This is a genomic window from Dawidia cretensis, from assembly GCF_018598175.1.
Lineage (GTDB): Bacteria > Bacteroidota > Bacteroidia > Cytophagales > Cyclobacteriaceae > Ohtaekwangia > Ohtaekwangia cretensis.
This window is the reverse complement of the sequence record NZ_JAHESE010000048.1, coordinates 15,621-38,043: the sequence shown is the minus strand read 5'-3', so window position 1 is coordinate 38,043 and position 22,423 is coordinate 15,621. Positions and strand designations below refer to the sequence as shown.

The window sequence follows — 22,423 nt, the reverse complement described above, 5'->3', positions numbered from 1 at the left end:
TTGATGGCGTGCGGGTTGATTCCCGTGCTGTACGGTGGCTTTGTAACCGACTCGGGACCTTCCTGGCGAGCCATTGTTGCCCGGCCCGGAGCATCGCCGATCGAAGGGCTGGTGGACGCCGTGATCGACTTTATGCTCAAAAGCAAACGTATCACGACCGACGAGGTGATCTTGCACCGGGCAATCGTCAACTCCCTGCTGCGCAGTGGTCCGGAAGGGTTGCTGGAGATTGCGCGCTACCTGCAAACGGACAAACAAGAAAATATTTTCTTCCTCATCGACCAGTTCGAGGAGATATTCCGGCATCGCCACGACCATGGCGAAACGACGGAAAACGATGCCCAGCTTTACGTAAACCTGTTTTTGACGGCAGTAAAACAGGATACGGTACCCGTGTATGTTGCCTTTACAATGCGCTCGGAATTTATTGGCGAGTGCGCGGCGTTCCCGGGGCTTACGCGGCTGATCAACAGCAGCAGCTACCTGGTACCGCAGTTGACCCGTGAGCAAAAGAAGATAGCCATCGAGGGACCTACGGCCGTAGCCGGCGGACAGATCTCGCAGCGCCTGGTGAAACGCCTGCTCAACGACATGGGCAACGACCAGGACCAGTTGCCCATCTTGCAGCATGCCCTGATGCGCACCTGGGATTACTGGGCGTTGAACCACGAGCCCGGTGAGCCGCTGGACATACGCCACTACACCGCTATTGGCCGCATTGCACAGGCCTTGTCCCAACACGCCAACGAAGCGTTTGACGAGCTGTCGCTGCGCGACAAGGTCATCGCCGAAGTTTTATTCAAGAACATTACCGAAAAGAATCAGGAAAACCGTGGCATGCGCCGGCCGGCCCGGTTGGGCCTGATAGCCCAGTTGGCAGAATGTAGTGTAGCCGAAGCGATGCACGTGGTGGAGCACTTCCGCAAGCCGGGACGTTCGTTCCTGATGCCCGCCGCCCATATACCATTGACCGAAGACTCGATGATCGAGCTTTCGCACGAAAGCTTGATTCGTATCTGGAACCGGTTGGAAGTATGGGTGGAAGATGAATTTGAGTCGGCCGCCATGTACAAGCGTTTGTCGGAAGCCGCCGCGATGTATCAGATCGGCAAGACCGGTTTGTGGCGACCGCCGGACCTGCAGCTGGCCTTAAACTGGCAGAAGAAGCAAAAGCCCACCCGCGAGTGGGGCCAGCGTTACGACGAGGCCTTCGAGCGGGCGATTGTATTTTTGGACACCAGCCGCATCACGTACGAGGCGGAGCTCAAGAACCTGGAGATGATGCAACGCCGGGTGCTGCGTCGTACGCGCGCCACGGCGGTTATTCTTGGTATCGCGTTTATCGTGGCGATTCTGTTTTTTGTCTATGCCTACCTGCAAAAGCTCCAGGCGGATGCTGACCGCCGCTATGCAGAGGTGCAGCGAAACGAAGCGCAAGTGCAACGCGAAGAGGCGTTGAAGCAAAAGACCGAGGCTGACAGGCAAAAGCTGGACGCTATTTCTGCACGTGAGCTGGCCGATAATTATAACAAGGAACTTCATAGCAGTATTCAAGAGCTCGAGGTTGCCAAGCGTGCGGCCGAAGCCGCGTTGGAAAAGGCTCGTATTGAAGAGCAGCGCGCGATCGCAGCCGGGACAGTGGCAAAAGAGAACGCTGAGCTGGCCGAATTGAAAAAGGAAGAAGCCGAGCTGAATTATCAACTTGCCAATGGCCTGTATATGCTGGCCATTGCGCAGAACTTAGCCACCAAATCGGTCCAGGAAGACGACGATAAAGACCTCGCCGGCTTGCAGGCCATGCAGGGTTATATCTTCCACAGTCGTTACCGCGGTAAAGTGTATGACCCGTATATATACCGGGGGTTATATAGCGCGTTGACGAAACTGGCGGGCGCCAGCTACAATGGCATGAAAATACAAGGGCCGCCGCGTGTACACCTTCGTTCGCTGGTGGTATCCGAGAAGAACAACTCGTTCTTCACCTCGGGGGCTGATGGTCGGATCTACAAGTGTGATTATGATAAACTTACCAATGCGGTGACAGGGTATGTAACGCCCTATCCCAGCAAGGTGATAGCGATGAGTCAGGACGAAACGTACCTGGTCAATGGCAGTGACTCTACTTTCCTTCAGGTCCATAGTTTGAAGGGGGGAGGCAAGTCGCAGGTGATAAATGGATTCAACGGCGCGACAAACGACATAGAGTTTATTCCGGGCAGCAGTGACTTTATCGTATCGAGCGGAGGGAAGACCCTCAGTCGCGTAAATGCGCAGACGGGAGAGAAGCAAGTGTTGCTTACCCTGCCGATGGAATTGAAATCCATTAACATCCGCGCTGACGGCAAGATACTGGCGGGGGCTGCCTGGTCGGGACAAGTAATACTGGTTGACCTGGTCAAGAACAGTTACATCACGTTGGCCGACGATGCCGCTACACGTGTATTGTCCGTAAACTTTAGCCCCTCGGGCAATTACCTGGCCTATGGCCTGGACGATGTGACCAACCGCCGGGGCCTGGTACGGCTCTACGATTTTGCCACCCGCGAAACACGACAATTTACGGGACACCGTGCGGGCGTGAACGACGTCGCATTCAGCCCCGACGAACAGCTGCTGGCCAGTGCCGGTCTGGATAAGCGTCTGCAGTTGTATGTGCTGAACAATCCTGAAGACCTGCCGGTGGAAATGGAAAATAACAATGGTTTTGTATGGGATATTGCCTTTGCCAAAGGGTCATCCCTGCTTATTGCGGCGTGTAGCGAGTCGGAGATACGGGTGTGGCCGACGTCGCCGACGGACCTGGCAAATAGAATCTGCCCAGCGCTGACGCGAAACATGACGCAGGACGAATGGCAAAAGTACGTAGGTGACCAGATCGCATATGAAAGCACCTGCCCGGGGCCTTCTGCCGCGCACTAAACAGAAAAACAGATGTTACGGTATCAATCAATTCTATGGATCGTACTGCTCCTGGCAAGCTTCCGGGCGCAGGCCCAGGATGAGTGTGAGATGGCATTGAACCGCGCCACCGATGAGTTCAATGCCGGGCATCTCTATGTCATACCTTCTATTCTCAGCGGCTGTCTGCAAAAAAACCAGAACAAAGAATGGCGCCAGCGGGCATTCTTGCTGTTGTCCGAAACGTACCTGCTGCTGGAAGATCCCTTCAATGCCGAAAACAGCTACCTCGAAGTGTTGCGCGCCAATCCCGAGTTTGTCACCGATGAAAAGCGCGACCCGATCGACCTGGTATACCTGAGCTCGAAATTTACCACAACGCCCATCTTTACGCTGTTTGCAAAGGCCGGAGCGAACGTGTCCATTGTCCACACCATTCTCGACCGGCAGGCCGCGGACGGAGACCAACAGAATTTGCTCCGCCCGGGAGGCCAGGCCGGTGTCGGCGTGGAGTGGAACTACAACGATCACCTCAGCCTGATGTTGGAAGGCACCTATGTCTTCTCTTCGTATAAGCAGCGGGTGTCCGGCATTTATGGTCGCGACCTTGCTGACATATACGACCGCCAAAGCTGGGCGCGGATGCCGCTTTCGGTCAAATATTCGGATGACCAGGGAAAGTATAGACCGTATGTATACCTGGGAGCTTCGCTTGACCTGCTGCTGGGCGACCGTGTGACCATTACGTATTCCGACCGCAACTACAACCCGACGGCTGACCGCGTGGAGAATATCGACCGCGAGAGCCCGGTATTAAAGTTCAAACCGAAGCGTAACATGCTGAATCGCTCGTGGCACATTGGCGGCGGTGTGAAATACAAGGTAAATCTTGACTATGTCTTTGTAGACTTGCGGTATTCGTTCGGGCTTACCAACCTGGTGGATGCGAACAACAGTATTTATGATTATGATGATTCCAGTCCTCATACGTCGGAGGGCTTTCAGTCCAGTGCTGAAGCCGCTTTACGGTGGGGGTATGTGGACGACCTCTTTCGGATGGACCATCTGTACTTGTCGGTGGGATATATCCATCCGCTCTACAAACCGCGGAAGCTGAAAAAGGCCCGGTCGAAATCTGTCATGCGCAATCTTAAAAAGCAGGATCATGTCACTACGGAGAAATAATTATATCTTCCTGGGGCTGCTGATGGTCCTGTTTGCCTGCGACACCAAGCAGGACTTCGAGGGAGAGTTTCAGAATTACTTCATTAAATATTATGGTGAAGACGGCAACCAGGATGCGGTCGACATGGTGGTGAACGCCGATGGCACTGCATTACTGCTCGGCAATACACAAGTGCTGGGCTGGAACAAACGCATGGTCCTGATCAAGGTTGATGCGCGTGGCGAGGTACTTTGGGAAAAACGGTTTGGTACCATTGGTGGTAACGATGAAAATGCGCAGGATCTCGAACCAACCGCTGACGGAAATTTCCTGATTCTGTCCAATACGCTGTATGGCACGGATCCGAATACCAATGACGCCGTCTATGATTTTAAAGTTCTTCGTATTCGGGGCGATGGCTCGGTGGTCGATAGTATGTATTTCGGCAATAATGATAATACGTGGAACACGCAGTTTGCCCATAGCATCACGGCTTTATCCAATGGCGGTTTTGTCGTTACCGGAAATTCAACTGATGAGACTATTTATTACGATCCACCCAACTCAGAACAGGATTTAGAAGATTTGTTTGCTGTAGGTTTTGACCGCGATTTTACAAGATCCTGGACTACCGTGGAAGATCGTATTCCTCCTGCACAGGGACCGGGTATTTCATTGGGCGAGCATATTGGTTCGGGGATCAAGGTATTAGAAAAATCTCCGTCAGAATTCTACTGGTTTACATATTCCGATGGTTTGCGAGGAGGTCCCGATGCGGACTACGAATCGAATTTTAATGAATGGATATTGAACGACAATGGGCTTAACATTACCGGAGCATCGTTTTCAGGAGACGACACAAGGGAGGAGCGGCTGGCATCGGCCATTCAGGTTCCGGCGGCACTGGGAGGCGGGTATTATGAATTTGGTACGTCTGCCGTGAATAGTGGGATCGTGGTAAATCCGGATGCCTGGGGAGACCTGTATTTTTGCCGTCGTAACAGCACACGTGGGTTGATCGATGAAGGTATTGTCAGGGGATTGTCTGGTTCTTTCCTTGCGCATGCGGTGGCACCGGCTGTGCGTGCCAACGGATTTCTGCTGTTAGGCCATGAAAAGACCACCTTGGGATCCCTCATACGCCTGACGCAAGTCGACTTGTCGAGTGCGCCGCGTTGGTCGGCGAACTTTGGCGCCTTTGATAAAAACAGCCGGGGTGCGGCGGTAGCAGAGCTGCCGGATGGACGCATTCTCGTATTGGGAACAATCGAGCTGGAAACCCAGCGAAAGATAGCGTTATTCAAGTTGAACGCACAGGGAGAGTTACTGGATTGAGGGGAAGACCGGTGCGGACTTAAAACGAGGTTACATTTTTCGTCGGAAATCGATAAATAGTTTAGTATCTGCCTTTTATGCCAATAAGACCCCTCTTAGCAGCACTCATTTTTGGATGGATTGGATTGTTGATGCCGGTGTTGGACGCGTCGGCGCAATGTACTTTTACCAATCTCAATCCGTCGTACTGCGTCGATGCTCCAGCCTTTACGTTGACAGGGGGAACTTACTATTACGGCCCCGGTGTCACCGGCTCGACGTTTGATCCGGCGGCGGCCGGTGTTGGAACGCACACGTTGATCGCTACGAATGGCGATGCGAACACGTATACTATTTCTACCGCGGGTACCTACAACCCGCTGTCGGCTGCAGCAACAACGGTCACCCTGGCGAACGACGATCAGACAGCCGCAATTCCCATCGGGTTTACCTTTAACTTCTTCGGTAACGATCAAACAACTGTACGGATCGGTTCAAACGGCCTGATTGGTTTTGGTCCCAGCTCGGTGGCAACTTCAAATAACGATGTCTTAACGACCACGACCGATCCTGACAACATTATTGCTGCGGCGTGGGATGATCTGGACCCAACACTTGGCGGTACGATTGACTATTTCCTAACCGGCACGGCGCCGAACCGCGTGTTTGTCGTGCGGTACACCAACATCCGGCGGGTCGGAGTGCTGACGCTGGTAACGACGCAGATTCAATTGCACGAGACTACCAACATTGTTGAAATACATTCGCCCTCCATCGACTTATCTTCCAGCGCGGCGTCGCAAGGAATAGAAAGCCCGCAAGTGGGCGCTTCCACGACGTCGTATGTTGTGTCGGGTAGAAATAATACGATCTGGTCTGCAACCAATGACTATGTGGCCTTTGTGCCATCCTGCCTTGACATTCGTACGGTAACGATTTACCCCGAGCCGTTGACAACGCCAACGGTTTCGCCCGCTACGACAACCCTCTGCGCGGGTAGTACTGTGGCCGTGACGGTGCAAGGATCGCAGAGTGGCGTCTCGTATCAATTGCAAGACGATGCTACCAGTGCGGTGCTCAGCGGATTTGTAGGTGGTACGGGCGGTGACATTGTTATTACCAGCAATGCGATTGCCGCCGGTACAACCATGAAGGTATACGCGCGCAATCCCACAACGACCTGCGACACGTATCTGACAGACAAGATTACCGTGACAACCCAGGCCGCTACCACGGCGAATGCCGGTCCGGATGCGGATGTCTGTGGCGCGGTGGCCACGCTGGCAGGTAATACGCCCGTGATTGGATCGGGAACGTGGACGAAAGTGAGCGGCCCCGGTACGGTATCGTTTGGCAACAACACACAAGCGAATAGCACGGCGACGGTTAGCGCCTATGGCACGTATATATTCCAATGGGCGGTGACAAACGGCGCTTGCCCAGCGACGGTTGACCATGTACAGATCCGCTACAGCGATCTGCCCGCCGTGACCAATCCGCCGACAGACGCGGTCATGTGCGAAGGCCTGGATGCTTCGTTTACGGTGGTGGCGACAGGCGCTGACCTGACCTACCAGTGGCAGGTGGACAACGGTGGCGGTTTTGCTAACCTGGGAAGTGCGACAACTTCGCCGTCGTTGACGGTATCGGCGGTCACGTCGACAATGAACGGTTACCGTTATCGTGCCGTCGTAAAAGGAAGCTGTGCGCCCGATGCCATCTCGGCACCCGCCCGGCTGACAGTATATGAGCGTCCGGAGATTGTCGGACAACCTGTTAGTCTGACGACGTGTCAATTAAATGCTGCGCCGGTGAGTTTTACCGTAGACGCGGGGGTGACGACTGGAGTGTCTTACCAATGGCAGGTGAGTACGAACGGTGGCCTGACCTATAGCCCGATCGTGTCCGACGGTGGCGGCATTTATAGCAATTACACCACAGGCATTCTGAGCTTATCCAATCTACCGGTCAGTTACAATGGTAATGTATACCGGGCTGTTATCAGTGGTTTGTGTACACCGAGTGTTACAAGTAACGGTGCGTTACTGACGGTGCAAAGCAGCGCGTCGATCACGACTGCGCCAACGCCGGCGACGGTGTGTGAAGATGGCACCGTGCAGTTTAACGTAACGGCGACTGGCACTAACCTGACGTATGCCTGGAGTGTCAATGGCAACCCTATCTCCGATAACAGCATCTATAATGGCAGTAGCACCGCTACACTTACGCTGAGCAATGTTCCTGCTTCGTATCACAACAACCAATATTCAGTAGTCGTTTCGTCGGCCTGCGCGAATGCCGGCAGCACACCGGTAGCGCTTACGGTCAATACGAAACCCGTTATTACAAGCCACCCCACGGCTACACCGCCAGTGATCTGTCAGGGAACCAACACCACTATTACGGTAGCGGCGAGCGGTACCGGTGTGTCCTATACCTGGCAGGTGAGTACCAACAGTGGTGTTTCCTATAGCCCCGTGTCGAACGGTGGGGTATACAGTGGCGCAACAACGTCATCCCTGGTGTTGACGGCAGTGCCGGTAGGCTATGATGGCTACCTGTACCGGGCGGTGGCAACGGGCAGCTGTGCGCCGCCGGCGGTGAGCAACAGCGCTTTGTTACGTGTGCAGGCGACGGCAGCGATCACGACCGAGCCTGTTGCCCAGGCGGTCTGTGAAGGCGGCGTGATCCAGTTTTCGGCTGCGGCCGCTGGTACCGGTCTGACGTATCGGTGGCAGCAGAACGGCACGAACTTATCGAACTCGGCCGTGTTTTCGGGTGTTACGACGCCGACCCTGACCATTACTGCGCCGACCAGCGCCTTCAATGGTCGGACGTATAACCTGGTCGTTACCGGTGCTTGCAACACGGCGACCAGCATCACGGTGCCGCTGACCATTCGGGAGAACGCCGAAGTAGCAAGTGGTGGCCACCCGGTAACGCAGACCATTTGTGCGGGAAGCGATGCGACCTTCACGGTCAACCCGGGCGTGACGACCACGCCGGTTATTCAGTGGCAGGTGAGTACTAACAGTGGCTCGACATATTCCAATATTACCGACGGCGGTGTATACAGCGGCGCTACCACCAATACGCTGCAAATTACCGGCGCGACAACGACCCTGAACGCCCGTGTTTACCGCGCCCGCGTGTCGGGCACATGTGGTTCGCCGGTATTTAGTAACGGCGCTATTCTGCGTGTGAATGCCAGCACAGGTATTACGACAGAACCCGCTGCATCCGTAGTGGTATGCGAAGACAGCAATGCTCAGTTTAGGGTAGTGGCAACGGGCGCAGGACTTACCTACCAGTGGAAAGAAGATGGCGTAAACCTGGTGAACAACGCCAGCTACAACAATGTTACGACCGCTACGCTGACAGTGTTGGCGGCACAGAGTGTACAAAATAATCGTGTTTATACAGTAGAGGTGACCGGTACCTGCGGGACGGTATTGAGTACCGGCGGGACACTTACCATCCGTGAAAAGCCGGAGGTGACGGGCCATCCGGGCAATCAGATAATTTGTGCCGGTGGAGGAGCAACCTTTACGGTTAACGCTGGTGTGACGACCAATGCGGTGTATCTGTGGCAGGTGAGTACCAATGGTGGTTCGAGCTATTCGACGGTAACCAACGGCGGCGTCTATGCAGGGGCAACGACAGCCACGCTGACGCTGACGGGAACGCCGGCGTCGTATAACGGCTATTTATATAGAGCCCGCATTACCGGGACATGTTCGCCCAGCATTTTTAGCAATAGCGGTTTGCTGCAGGTAAATACACTTCCGGCGATTACAGCTCAGCCTCAACCCACCACGGTATGTGAGGGGAGCGCTGCCCAGTTTTCGGTTGCGGCGACAGGCACTGGCCTGAGCTACCAGTGGCATGAAAACGGCACACCGATTAGCAACGGCGGTGTCTACAGCGGCGCCAACAGTGCGGTGCTGATGCTGAATGGTGTTACCAGCAGCTTCCATGGCCGTCAGTATTCGGTGACGATTACCGGCACATGCGGTACGTTGCCCAGCAACAATGCTACCCTATCAATTAATGAAGGACCGGAAGTGGCGGTGAGTGGAAACCCCGTAGCGCAGATTATTTGTCAGGGCGGCGGCACGACCTTTACGGTAGATCCCGGTATCACGACCAACCCTTTGTATCAGTGGCAGGTGAGTACCAACGGAGGTACATCGTATGCAGCGCTGACCAACGGCGGTGTGTACGCCGGGGTGGCCATGCAAACACTGACCTTGACCAACGTAGCTCTGTCGTACCAGGGATATTTATACCGCGTCAGAATCAGCGGTACTTGTACGCCACCCGCATTCAGTGATGCGGCATTGTTAACGGTGCAGGCGAATCCCGTGATTACGCAACAGCCGGTGACGGCGACCATTTGTGAAGACGGCTCGACACAGTTTACGGTTACAGCGACAGGCGCTGGACTGACGTACCAATGGAAACAAGGCAGCACGGACGTGTCGGATGGTGGTGTTTTCAGCGGCGCGACAACCCCGACGTTGACACTTACGAATGTGCCTGCGGGAATGGACAACAGCCAGTTCAGTGTTGTCGTTACGGGTACGTGTAGCACGGCTACAAGCTCGGTAGTGCCGTTGCATATAAACCGCAAGCCGGTTGTTACAGCATCACCCGTGAACAATACACCGGTTTGTGAGGGAGGAAACACCTCTTTCTCCGTTACGGCGACAGGAACAGGTTTGACGTATGCCTGGCAAGTGAGCACCGATGGCGGGCTTCAGTATAACCCGGTAGTGAATGGCGGTGTATATACAAACGCGACGACATCGACATTGACCGTAACCGGCACGCCATTATCGCATCAGGGCTATCTGTACCGCGCCGTGGTATCGGGAACCTGTGCGCCGCCCGCGGTGAGCAATAGCGCGCAGCTTCAACTGAATGCCCATGTAGTGGTGACACAACAGCCAGTGCCGGCGACGACCTGCGAAGATGGTACGATACAATTCTCGGTTGCCGCTACCGGCACAGGTCTTACGTATAAATGGAAGCAAGGCTCGACCTATCTTACGGATGGTGGTGTTTATAGTGGCACAACCACACCGATCCTGACTTTGACAAATGTGCCGTTCGGATTTAACGGCAATCAGTATAGTGTCGAAATCGGTGGTACCTGTGTGGGTACGACCAGCACCGCGGTTGCCCTGACGGTGCAGCACAAGCCCGTCATTGTGGGTCAACCCTCCAATAGTGCGCCGGTTTGTGAAGGTGGCAATGCTTCGTTTACCGTGGTGGCGACGGGCACCACAGCACCCACCTATGGCTGGGAGGTGAGTACCAACGGCGGCGTGAGCTATACAGCCGTGACCAACGGTGGTGTTTACAGCGACGCGACGACGTCGGCGCTGAAGCTCACGGGCGCACCATACGCGTATAACGGCTACTTATACCGGGCCATCGTGCGTGGCGCCTGCGAGCCGCCCGCAATCAGCAACAGTGCGGTGTTGACAATTCAGAATCAAGTAAGCATTACGTCGCACCCTGTCAACGCGGATGTCTGCGAAGACGGCAGCACGCAGTTTACCGTAGCGGCTATCGGTGCGGGCCTGACCTATAAATGGAAGCAAGGTTCCGCATACCTGTCGGATGGCGGAGTTTTTAGCGGCGCAACGACACCGATATTGACACTCTCGAATATTCCGCTGACCTTGAACGGTGAGCAATTCTCGGTGGAGATTACCGGTACATGCTCGACATTGACCAGCAATGCCGCCACCCTGACCCTGCGCACGAAGCCGACGGCTTTTGCGGCGGACGCATCTATTTGCACCGGACAGACAACCAATATTGCTATTACCAATCCGAACAGTGTTTCGGGAACGACCTTTACCTGGACGGTGCAAAGTGCCGTGAATATAACGGGCGCTTTGGCGGGGGGTGGTACAACCATCGCACAGCAGCTGTTTGTGACAGACGGTGTTAGCACCGGCAACGTAACCTACCTGGTCCAGCCGTCAGCGGCCGGATGTACGGGGCCGGGCTTTGCGGTGCATGTAACCGTAACGCCGCAGCCGATCGCCGCGGCATCGCCGCAATCAATCTGTTCGGGTACCGCGACGAGCGTTACCATTACGAATACCAACGGGGTTACGGGCACGGGCTATACCTGGGTGGTTCAAGCTTCCTCGAACGTATCGGGACAATCGGCGGGAGACGGATCGGTGATCAGCCAGGTGTTGACCGCTGTGGATGGTGTGAACCCCGGCACCGTAACGTACCGCATCACGCCACATGTGAACGGCTGTACTGGTAACGTTGTGGATGTTACCGTAACCGTTAATCCACAACCTGGTATTACAAACCCGCCGTCTACCCTGGTGCAGGAGATTTGCAGTGGCACGGCGTTGAGCTTCTTGCCGACGGCTTCCATCACACCCGGTACGACCTTTACCTGGGAGTCGACGGTCGTTGGCTCATTGAGTGGTGTAACGCCAACAGGCACAGGGGCTATTACCGACTCGCCGATCAACACCGCCAATACCACCGGGGTTGTTATTTATAAGATCACACCTTCTGCCGGCAGCTGTTCTGGAACGCCGGTGAACTATGTAGTGTCTGTTCGTCCGAAGCCGACGGCATATGCCGATGGTCAGACCATTTGCTCGGGCGAGTCAACGACCGTAACGATTTCGAATCCCAATAGTGTGGCGGGTACTACGTACACATGGACCGTGCTGGCTGCCGGTACCAATAACGTCAGTGGTGCTACGACGGGTGCAGGCAACGTGATCCGCCAGGCATTAACGAGCACTGATGGCCTCAACACGGGGACGGTGACGTACCAGATTATACCCTATTCCGGCGACTGTCCCGGCGTGCCGTTTGACGTAACCGTGACGGTGAAGCCTGTGCCGGTGATCAACAACCCGCCTACGGATCTGACACAACAGCTGTGTAGCGCTGAGCTACTCAGCTTTACCCCAACCTCTGCCATTAGCGGTGTGACCTTTGCCTGGACAAGCACGTTCACCGGACCCATTGATCCGGCGAGTGTGCCGGTTTCGGGTAGCGGCGCGCTGTCGCACATGCCAGTCAATACAGGTAACGCTGTGGGTATCATCACGTACGTATTTACGCCCAGCGTGGGTGGCTGTACCGGACCGACCGTGAACCTGGTGGTTCACGTGAAGCCGCTGCCGTCGGCCCAGGCAGACGATGTTACTATTTGTAGCGGTGAACGCGCACAAATCGCCATTTTGCCGGCGCCGCAGAATGTATCGGGTACAACCTTTACCTGGACGGCCGTAGCGGATGCCAATATTACTGGTGCCGCGAGCGGTGATGGCTCGGTCATCGACCAGTTGCTGACGACTACCAATGCTTCCGTGGGGCATGTGGTATATACCATTTATCCTTCGTCCAATGGTTGTACCGGACCATTGTCTACCGTAACCGTTACGGTGAACCCGGCGGTGACGGTGACCGCAGGCGCTGACTTTTCAGTTTGCGAGGCAGATGTGATGCCGATGAATGTGCCGTTGACGGGAACAATCGGTGGGGGAGCGTCAGACGGTACGTGGTTCATCAAGACCGGCGATGGTTCGATTTCGGCCAGCACCACCACCACACTGAAAGAAGTGCTTGCGACATACACCGCCGTGAATGCCGACGTGGCGCGTGGATTTGTGAAACTGTATCTGATCACCAACGACCCCGACCTGACGGGACCGTGTACGACGAAAACCGATACCCTGATGATCTTCTTTAACCGTCGCGCACGCATTGTGCCGTTGGTGGATTACGTGGTCTGTGAGCCGAATCGTATCGACCTTTCGGGCACCCTGGCGGGTAACGCCGTGAACGGTGCGTGGAGCATTGTCAGCGCGGCAGGGTCACTGTCCGTTAGCAGCGTGACAACCGATATGCGCGTGAACGCTCCCTACACGACGGCGCTCCCGGCGGACATCAACCAAACACTTATCTTCCGCCTGACGGCCAACGACCCCGACGGTTCGGGACCGTGTACGGCCGTGTTTGACGAGGTAAATGTATTGGTACAAGAGTCGGCGAAGGTATTTGCCGGCGCGGACTTCGCGATCTGCGAAAACGATGTTGTACACTTGAACGGAAATATGAGCGGCGCGGCCACCCAGACAACATGGAGCGGTGGCGACGGCGATCCGGTTCGCTATTCGGACGTGAACGATCTGCATTCCCTGTATACACCTACGACAGCCGACAGTATAGCAGGACATATTATTTTTACGTTGACCAGCAACGATCCGGATGCGGGCGGTCCTTGTACCGCGGTATCCGACCAGGTGGCGCTGACCATCAACCGTCTGCCTAAGCCTTCTATCTTTGGACTGGAGCCGGCGTATGCGGAGAACGACCCGATCGAGGTGTTGCAAGGATTCCCGCAAGGTCCCGGTGGTGCGTTTACCGGCCCCGGTATACAAGCGGGTACGTCGTGGTTTGATCCGGCACATGCGAACATCGGCATCAACATTATTACCTATACGTTTACGGATGCGAACAGCTGCGTAGGCTCGGTGAGTCAGACAGTTATTGTGAACCCGCTGACCGACATCAACTTTGGTGTGCAGACGGGCACCGGCCTGGCGGACTTTAGCGCAGAGCCACGCATTTGTACGAACGTTGGCAAAGCGCGCCTGGTGGGTGATCCGCCGGTAGGTACGGGTTTGGAGCCGACAAGTTTTGCCAGTCCGCTGACGCCGAGCATTCTGGGCTCCGACGCGGGTGGACAATACATTAATACCGACGGCCTTTTGGCCGGTGAGTATTTTGTGGAGTATACCTATACCAACGGTCTGGGTGCTACCAATACGATGTTGAAACGTATTGTGATCAATGCGTCGCCGCAAGCGGTGATCGGGGCCAATAATTCATGCGTGACGGACTCGGTGGCATTTACCGATCTGTCGACCATTCCAAACAACACCTTCGACGGTACTATCAATGGCTGGGAGTGGGACTTCGACGATGGTAATGTTAAGAAGACGATCCAGGATCCAAAATGGAAGTATAGCCGCGAAGGATACTACAACGTGACCCTGACGGTGAAGACCGATCAAAATTGTACAGCGGTGACGGAGAAGCAGATTTTTATTGGCACCAAGCCAAAAGTAGACTTTACCTGGACAAAAATTTGTAGCGGCGAGGCGACGAAGTTCCAAAGCAAATCGACGATCTCACTTGGCTCTATTCAGGAATATTCCTGGAACTTTGACGATGGTGATGTGTTGCCATTCGGAGAAGTGGCGGATAACGTTCCGGCAAGTACGCACGACGGCCGCACACAGGGAACGTATGAAAACCCAAGCCACCAATACCAGGCCTTCCACACGTACCGCGTGAATTTGCGTGTGCGTACCGATGTAGGATGTGAAAAGGATACAACGATCGCGGTATACATTCTGGACTACCACCTGCCGGTTTCAAATAACGGCTACCAGACAGATTTTGAAGACGGTCAAGGTGCCTGGATCAAGGTGGAAAACGGAAATCCGTCCAGCTGGGAGTTTGGTGTTCCAAAAGGTGATATTATCAGGGGAGCTTTCTCAGGCGATAGCGCCTGGTGGACCGGAGGTAATCCGAATCCGGGTGCTGCACCCTATTATAGCACGTACTATGGCAACGAAGATTCGTATGTGCTGGGCCCCTGCGTAAACCTAAGCGCGTTGGAGCGCCCGATGGCATCGATCCGGTACTGGTCCGATACGCAAAAGAACTTTGATGGTGCGGTGTTACAGTATTCGTCCGATGGTGGTCAGAACTGGCGTGTGGTGGGAGCCGACAGCGAGCGGGGCATTGATTGGTATAATGGCTCGAACCTGAGTGGCAAGCCCGGTGGGCAAGACAACTTCGCCTGGACGGACATGACCAACGGTTGGCGTAACGGTCGTTTTAACCTGAACGATCTGCCGAAAGATACCGTCGTGTTCCGGATTGCGTTTGGCGCGAACGAAGACAACGATGCAGGACGTATCCTGAACGGCTTTGCTTTTGATGATATCTATATTGGTGAGAAGGAACGGAACGTGTTGGTGGAGCACTTTACGAACAACTTCAGTCAACCCAGCCTGGCGGCCGATGACTATATCGACCAACTGAACCCGGCCGATCACATCAAGCTTCAATACCACATTACGACGCCCGGCTTCGATCAAATTGCCCTGGATAATACCGAGGACCCAGCCGTACGGAGTCAACTATACGGAGTATCGCAGCCACCCCTGGCTGTCATGGACGGTATCTTTGGCAATTACTATGGTGTATCTTTTACAGGGGCGTATCAAAAAATTACGAATGACGAGCTGGATCGAAGATCGCTGGAGGCACCGTCTTTCCGGATCGAGATTGAAATAGATCCGACCGCACCGTCGAACGTGCTGCGCGCCACGGTTAAGTATACCTTTATTGACCAGGAGCAGACCTTTACACCGCCGATGATCTTACACGCGGCACTGGTGGAAGATGACATAGAAATAGGAACGAGCGGCCGCTATAATCATAATTCCTTGCGTAAACTATTGTTTGGCCCGGAAGGCTTTTTGATCAACGAGCCGCTGGAAATAGGAAAAGTATACACGCGTACAGTCGAGTATCCGATTCAGGTTCCGATTACCGATGGCAGCAACCTGTCCTTGCTGGCCTTTGCGCAAGACAAGGCATCACGCCGCATCCTGCAGACGGAGATCAGGAAGATTGACGAAACGAAGACACCCATGATCCCGGTAGGCCTACCCGACGACCCGGCTACCGCAGCACTGGCCAGGTTGAAGATTTATCCCAACCCGGCATCGAAGCATATTAACCTGTTCCTCGGAACACGCCTGGAAAGAGACTACAGCTGGAAGGTCGTGGACCAACGCGGCGTAACGGTATTAGACGGTGAGGTGAATCGCAACCTCGCCGCACCGCAGGCATTAGACATCAGCTCGCTGCCAAACGGTATCTATGTGCTCTCAATACAGGCCAGCGGCAAGGCAGTGCTGTATACCAAAATTGTCGTGTTGAATTAATCGACTCTAAGGTTGTGTCATGAGAATGTCGCGGGAGAGCTGCGGGAGAATCGTGTTGCAGCGGGCAATGAACTCTTTGGTCGTTTGTGTGACCTTGGAAAGGCTTGTTTCGGCTTTGCTGTTCTCTTCGATGAAGAGAATGTTGGCTCGTAGGGCGTCGATTCCCAGGAGAATGAACGAGGGTTTAATTTGGTGAATGAGGCGGGAAAGGCGCATCCATTCTTTCTCCTGAAGGCACTTCTGCATCTCCGTCAATACGGGCGGCACAGTTTGGACGAACGTGGAAACCATCTCGCGTATAAAGTCTTCGTTGTTACCGGAGACGTTGCGCAGGTAGGAGAGGTTGTACAATACTCCCTCGGGTTCGGTGACCCGCGGGGGGCGCGGCTGCGCGTGGTTGAGCGGTTTGATCTTGAGATCGTCGAATAGTTTTCGGTAGAGGTCTTCGGGGGTGAACGGTTTGGGCAAGTAGTCATTCATGCCGGCGGCAAAACATTTCTCTACATCTTTTACCGTAGCGTTGGCCGTGAGCGCAATAATGGGCAGCTCGGCAGCCAGCTCCATCAGGCGAATCGCCTTTGTGGCCTCATAGCCATCCATCACGGGCATCTGCACATCCATCAGCACAACATCGAACGCGTTATTTTTGATCTTTTCGATTGCCACGAGACCGTTCTCGGCCACGTCTATATAACACTGCCAGTTCTTGAGGATGCTTTTGGCATACAGCCGGTTGATGTCATTGTCTTCTACCAGCAAAACACGCAGTTGCGAGGTGTTGACCAAAGAATGTGTTTTGTCCAGGCGGGGCATCTGCGGCATGATGTCGTTCACCTGCCCGATGGGGTAGGGAATCGTGACGATAAATGTCGAGCCTTGATGTTCTTTGCTGACAACATGGATCTTTCCATCCTGAAGCTCTACCAACTGGCGCACAATGGTCAAGCCTAATCCCGTGCCGCCATAACGACGCGTCACACTCTCGTCGGCCTGGCTAAAGCTTTCAAAGATCGTAGCCAGTTTTTCCTCCGGTATACCTACGCCGGTGTCCGACACTTCAATACGCACCCAGCAGATTTTGCGTTGCTCACGTTCGACGGTGCATTGTACGCGGATAGAGCCCGTATGGGTGAACTTCACGGCATTGCTAATGAGGTTGATCAGGATCTGGTTTAACCGCACGGGGTCACCCATCAGGATTTTGTTCAGCTTCTCATCAATGTCATAGGCCAGGGAGATCTTCTTTTCCTTGGCCTGATAGGTAAAGGTGCTGATCAGCGAGGGGAGCAGGTCAGTCAGGTTAAAGGCGATCTTCTCAAAGCGCAGTTTGCCCGACTCGATGGCGGCCAGGTCAAGAATGTCATTAATGATCACCTTCAGGTTTTCCGCCGAGTGCTTGATTGCGTTCAGATAGGTTTCGTGCTCGTCGGGGCTCGGATTTTGGCTTAATAAATTAACCATGCCCGCGATGCCGTTGATAGGCGTGCGTATTTCGTGGCTGATGTTGGCCAGGAATTGCTCTTTGGCTTTTTGCAGTCGTACCAGCTCGGCTTCGTCCTTTTTGCGTTGCGTGATGTCGCGGCAGTCGAGGATAAAGCCCGGGAGGCCCTCTTTGTGTTTAAGGTTGATGGCGTTGAATTCCAGGAAGCGATAGGTTTGGTCGCGGCAGAGGAATTGGAACTCTACTTTTTCAGTATACGCGCGCTTCTGGCTTTCTTTAAATTTCTGTTGCAGCTCGGCTAGGGTGGAGGGGCGAATGAACTCAAAAAAGTTCTTGCCGATCAGGCTCTTCGACCGGTAACCCAGGGTTTGTGAGGCTGAAGCATTGTGGTACTGGATGTTCCCGGTGAAGTCTACAATAAAGATCACATCGGAACCATCCTCTACGACGGCTTTGTAAAACGAACCCTTGTTGACGTACTGCTGAATGTTCATCTATATACCGCTCGTCTCCATCTCTTTGAGGTATCGATACAAAGATGATTTCCCGATATCGAGCTTGTGTGCCACCTCGAGCACATTGTTATCGTATTTATTCAAGTAGTGTCGAATGATGCGGTACATAAATTCCTGCATGGTCATTTCCTGATACAGGAACGACTCCATGCGGGTAGTGCTGTTGAAGCTGATGTCTTGCGGGCGGATATCCTGCTCTTCCGCCATGACGGCCGACAGCTCAATGATCGACTTCAGCTCGCGGATGTTGCCCGGGAAAGGATACTGCAACAACTTCTCCTGGGCTTCGGGACTGATCTTGAATTTGCGCATCTGGTTGTCGTTCGCAAACTGATCCAGGAAATGTTTGGCAATGAGGATCACGTCCTGCCCGCGTTCACGTAGCGGTGGCAGGTTGATGGGCAAGCCCAGCAAGCGGTAATACAGGTCTTCACGGAAGCGATTGGCTTTTACTTCTTCCGCCAGGTCTTTGTGTGTGGCGACGATGATGCGGACATCCAGCTTGATGACCTGGTTGGCGCCAATGCGGGTCACTTCGCGCTCCTGCAACACACGCAGGAGCTTGGCTTGCAGGTTGGGATCCATCTCGCCGATCTCGTCCAGGAAGATTGTACCGCCTTCGGCCTCTTCAAACTTGCCGATGCGGCGTGTCACCGCACCGGTAAAGGCGCCCTTTTCATGACCAAAGAGCTCGCTCTCGATCAGATCGCGCGGAATGGCCGCAATGTTGACGGCAACGAACGGTTTGTTCTTGCGCTTACAGTTGTAGTGGATGGCCTTTGCCACCAATTCTTTGCCGGTACCCGTCTCGCCCGAGATGCTAACCGAGATGTTCGTCTGAACAGCCTTTTCGAGCAAGCTGAAGGTACGTTTAATGGCAGGACTGGTGCCAATGATACTTTTCTCAAATTCGTATTTCTCAGAGATCTCTTTCTTGAGATGATCGATCTCACGGATGAGCGAGGTTTTGTTCCGGGCGTGGTGGATGGAGTTCAGCAGCCGGTCCTTTGTCTCGTGATCTTTGGGAATGTAGTCATATGCCCCGGATTTGAGTAGCTCCACGGCGGTGTGGATCTTCTCCTGGGCAGAGACGATAATCACGTTGATGTTAGGGTCATGGCTGCGAATCTGGCTAAGCACCTTTTCACCGGGCATGTCCGGCAAGGAATAGTCCAGGGTTATGATTGCAGGGTTTTTATACAGGTTGGCCAGGCAATCCTTGCCGGATGTATAAAACTCTACTTCATAATCGGGATTTAATTCCAGGACGTACTTGAGAAATTTGGTGTAAGCTGGATCGTCTTCGACTACAAAAATTTTCACGGGGTCTTTGTCGTACATGGGCTACGATTTCAAAAAGTAAATATAATCTCCAATATAGCAACAGCCAAGGACGTTAATTGTTATCGGGTACGTGAAAACCCTGGTTTTTTCATTTACCTTAAAGAAAAGTCACTTGATAGGTGTCTTGTCAACAGTTACCTTTATGGGAGACAGCGTCCAATATGGGTACTTGTACCTGGTTGTGGCACGCGCCTACGGCCTGCAAATGGCGGTGTGATGTACTGGCATGGAGATTGGGCTTGGGTAGGTACGAATATGAGTACGTTAACATTCCCTATGATTCCGCAGTTTGATAAACTGACCGATGCCGAAGGCGAGCTGATCCTGCGCGCACCGATCCTGGTGTGTATTCTGGTGGCCGGCGCCGATGGCCACATTGACCGAAAGGAGATTAAAGAGGCGATGGCCGTGGCCCGTAAGCAGAAGGAGAGCGCTTCGGTGCTTTCCGGATTCTTCACCATCATGGCGGAAGACTTCGAGGACAAGATCAAGATTCTGATTCAAAGCTACCCGTATGAATCGACACAGCGTACGCCGCTGATCGTCGAAGAGCTGCAAAGCCTGAACCAGCTTTGGCCGAAGCTCGACCGCACTTTTGCTGATGCCTATTATAAGATGCTGAAGAACCTGGCCAGCCGCATAGCGTCATCGTCCGGTGGCCTGTGGGGCATTAAGACCGTGACACCCGAGGAAGCGCGCTACGCAGCCCTTTCAATGATCAGAGACCCTGGCGCAATTTAGTGCGCCTTTGTGCGGCCTGACGTTTTCATGTGACCGTACAATTTCCATCTTTGCACCTGGGGTGTTTGGCCCTGTGTGACCTCTATGGCTTCGGAATCCTCGTTTTTTGGAAGTTCAATAGTCCCCATCCGGTTTGTATTCCTGATGTGGCTGGTGTTTTATCTGGAGCTCATGTTTGGGCTGCCCCTGAGCGGGTATGGCATCGAGCCGCGTACGCTGCACGGCCTGATTGGCATTCTCGCAGGACCGCTGATTCACGGTGACTTATTGCATCTGGTTTCAAACACCATCCCCTTGTTATTTCTGGGGTGGGTGTTGTTTTTCTTTTATCCACGCATTGGCGGTGTGGTGTTCCTTCGGGCGTATTTCTGGACGAACGTGTTGGTGTGGTTGTTTGCACGGCCGGCTAATCACATCGGGGCGAGTGGCGTTGTGTACGGCCTGGCGTTCTTTCTGATCTTCTTTGGGATCTTCCGGCGTGACTTCCTGTCGCTGTTTATCAGCGTCATCGTGCTATTGCTTTATGGAGGTGTGTTTTATGGCGTATTGCCGAGTGATCCGCGCATTTCATGGGAGTCGCACTTTGCTGGCGCGTTGGTGGGAATTGTTACGGCGGTGACGTTTGCAAAGCAAAAAAAGGTTTAACCACGGGTTCTGACAAATTCACAGCGTCCCGGACGGTACTTCGGATATATAATAGCATTGACATAGTATTGATATACCATTGAAATAGAATTGTAATAGCCCTATAAAGGCAATAAAAAACCTATTTCAAAACATCCACAGATCAAAACCAATCCAGGTTCAAGCCTCTCGTTCGCACGCCAGAGGCCGAAAATCATCGGCCCGGCGCGATCAATCTTTTATGGCAAAATCGCCATTTTGTGTCATATTTGCGGTTTCTACGCGTATGGATGCAGCTGTCAAAAAGATCATGACCGACCTGAAAGGTCGGAAATATGCCCCGGTGTATTTTTTGCAAGGGGAGGAGACCTTCTACATCGATGTCGTGGCCGATTACATTGAAAAGCATGTGTTATCGGACGGCGAGCGAGGATTTAACCAGGTGGTCGTGTATGGCAAAGACGCAACGATGGCTACCATTTTGACACATGCCAAGCGGTTTCCGATGATGTCGGAGCGACAGGTGGTGATTGTTAAAGAGGCGCAGGACATTCAGGATCTTGGCAAGGACATTGGCGCGAAGCTGCTGCTCGACTATCTCGCCAAACCGGCGCCCACGACGGTGCTCGTATTTTGCCACAAGCACAAGAGTCTCGATAAACGTAAAGAGCTCGGGAAGAAGATCGATCAGCTCGCTGTGACGATCAACACCAAGAAGCTATACGACAACCAGCTGCCGGAGTTTGTCGCCGACTATGCCAAGGAGAAAAAGATTGGTATGGATGACCGGGCTGTGCAAGCCCTGTGTGAGTTCGTGGGCAATGACCTGAACCGGTTGGCCAACGAGGTAGATAAGCTGATTATTTCCCTGCCGCCAGGCGAAAGCATCACCGCCGAGCGCGTCATGGCGGGGGTTGGGGTGAGTAAAGAATACAACATTTTTGAATTGCAAAAAGCTATTCTGCAACGCGATACGTTACTGGCCAACAAGATCGTTAACTACTTTGAAAGCAATACCAAGAAGAGCCCGATGATACCGGCGGTAGCCTACCTGTTCTCATTCTTCAGTAAGACGTTGATGGCGAGCCAGGCTTCTGACAAATCTGATAAGGGCCTGGCTAGTGAACTGAAAGTGAGCCCCTATGCTGTACGTGATTATAGCTTGGCTTTACGTCAATATCCCGTCTCCAAGATCATTGATAACATCGCCAGCATCAAAGATGCCGACCTGAAGCTGAAAGGTGTCAACACCGGTTCTGCCGACGACGGGCAGATCTTCCGGGAGTTGGTATGGCGTCTGATGCATTGATCAATGCGAAGCAAATCTGCTATATAGTTGCACATTCGTAGCGTG

General features: G+C 53.7%; 9 protein-coding genes. 7 read left to right on the top strand and 2 right to left on the bottom strand.

Going from position 1 to position 22,423, the window contains the following annotated elements:
• From KK062_RS27670 to KK062_RS27655, 4 genes are all read left to right on the top strand, one after another.
• The coding region (locus tag KK062_RS27670; protein ID WP_254087633.1) for an nSTAND1 domain-containing NTPase at nucleotides 1–2,919 on the top strand (2,919 nt) is incomplete at its 5' end.
• A gap of 12 nt (nucleotides 2,920–2,931) precedes the next feature.
• A complete protein-coding gene (locus tag KK062_RS27665; RefSeq protein ID WP_254087632.1) occupies nucleotides 2,932–4,083 on the top strand; it encodes a porin family protein in 1,152 nt (383 codons plus the stop codon).
• Nucleotides 4,064–5,398, top strand: coding sequence for a hypothetical protein (locus KK062_RS27660; RefSeq protein ID WP_254087631.1), 1,335 nt, complete (start codon nucleotides 4,064–4,066; stop codon nucleotides 5,396–5,398). Before KK062_RS27665 ends, KK062_RS27660 begins: the two co-directional genes overlap by 20 nt.
• Before the next feature lie 77 nt (nucleotides 5,399–5,475).
• On the top strand, nucleotides 5,476–16,404 hold the full coding sequence (locus KK062_RS27655; RefSeq protein ID WP_254087630.1) for a PKD-like domain-containing protein: 10,929 nt from the start codon (nucleotides 5,476–5,478) through the stop codon (nucleotides 16,402–16,404).
• 6 nt (nucleotides 16,405–16,410) lie between these two features.
• Here KK062_RS27655 and KK062_RS27650 read toward each other — a convergent pair whose 3' ends face one another.
• Nucleotides 16,411–18,339, bottom strand: a complete 1,929-nt coding sequence (locus KK062_RS27650) for a PAS domain-containing hybrid sensor histidine kinase/response regulator (RefSeq protein ID WP_254087629.1) — start codon at nucleotides 18,337–18,339, stop codon at nucleotides 16,411–16,413.
• The gene (locus KK062_RS27645) at nucleotides 18,340–19,701 is read right to left on the bottom strand and encodes a sigma-54-dependent transcriptional regulator (protein ID WP_254087628.1); all 1,362 of its coding nucleotides are present in this window, start codon (nucleotides 19,699–19,701) and stop codon (nucleotides 18,340–18,342) included.
• A 279-nt stretch (nucleotides 19,702–19,980) separates the two neighbouring features.
• Here KK062_RS27645 and KK062_RS27640 point away from each other — a divergent pair, with 279 nt between their 5' ends.
• The 3 genes from KK062_RS27640 to holA all read left to right on the top strand — a co-directional run bounded on the left by KK062_RS27640 (nucleotide 19,981) and on the right by holA (nucleotide 22,378).
• Entirely contained in the window at nucleotides 19,981–20,445 is a 465-nt protein-coding gene (locus KK062_RS27640) for a hypothetical protein (protein ID WP_254087627.1), read from the top strand.
• Nucleotides 20,446–20,529: 84 nt separating this feature from the next.
• The gene (locus KK062_RS27635; RefSeq protein ID WP_254087626.1) at nucleotides 20,530–21,090 is read left to right on the top strand and encodes a rhomboid family intramembrane serine protease; all 561 of its coding nucleotides are present in this window, start codon (nucleotides 20,530–20,532) and stop codon (nucleotides 21,088–21,090) included.
• Nucleotides 21,091–21,355: 265 nt separating this feature from the next.
• Nucleotides 21,356–22,378, top strand: coding sequence for a DNA polymerase III subunit delta (gene holA, locus KK062_RS27630; protein WP_254087625.1), 1,023 nt, complete (start codon nucleotides 21,356–21,358; stop codon nucleotides 22,376–22,378).
• The last annotated feature ends 45 nt before the right edge of the window (nucleotides 22,379–22,423 follow it).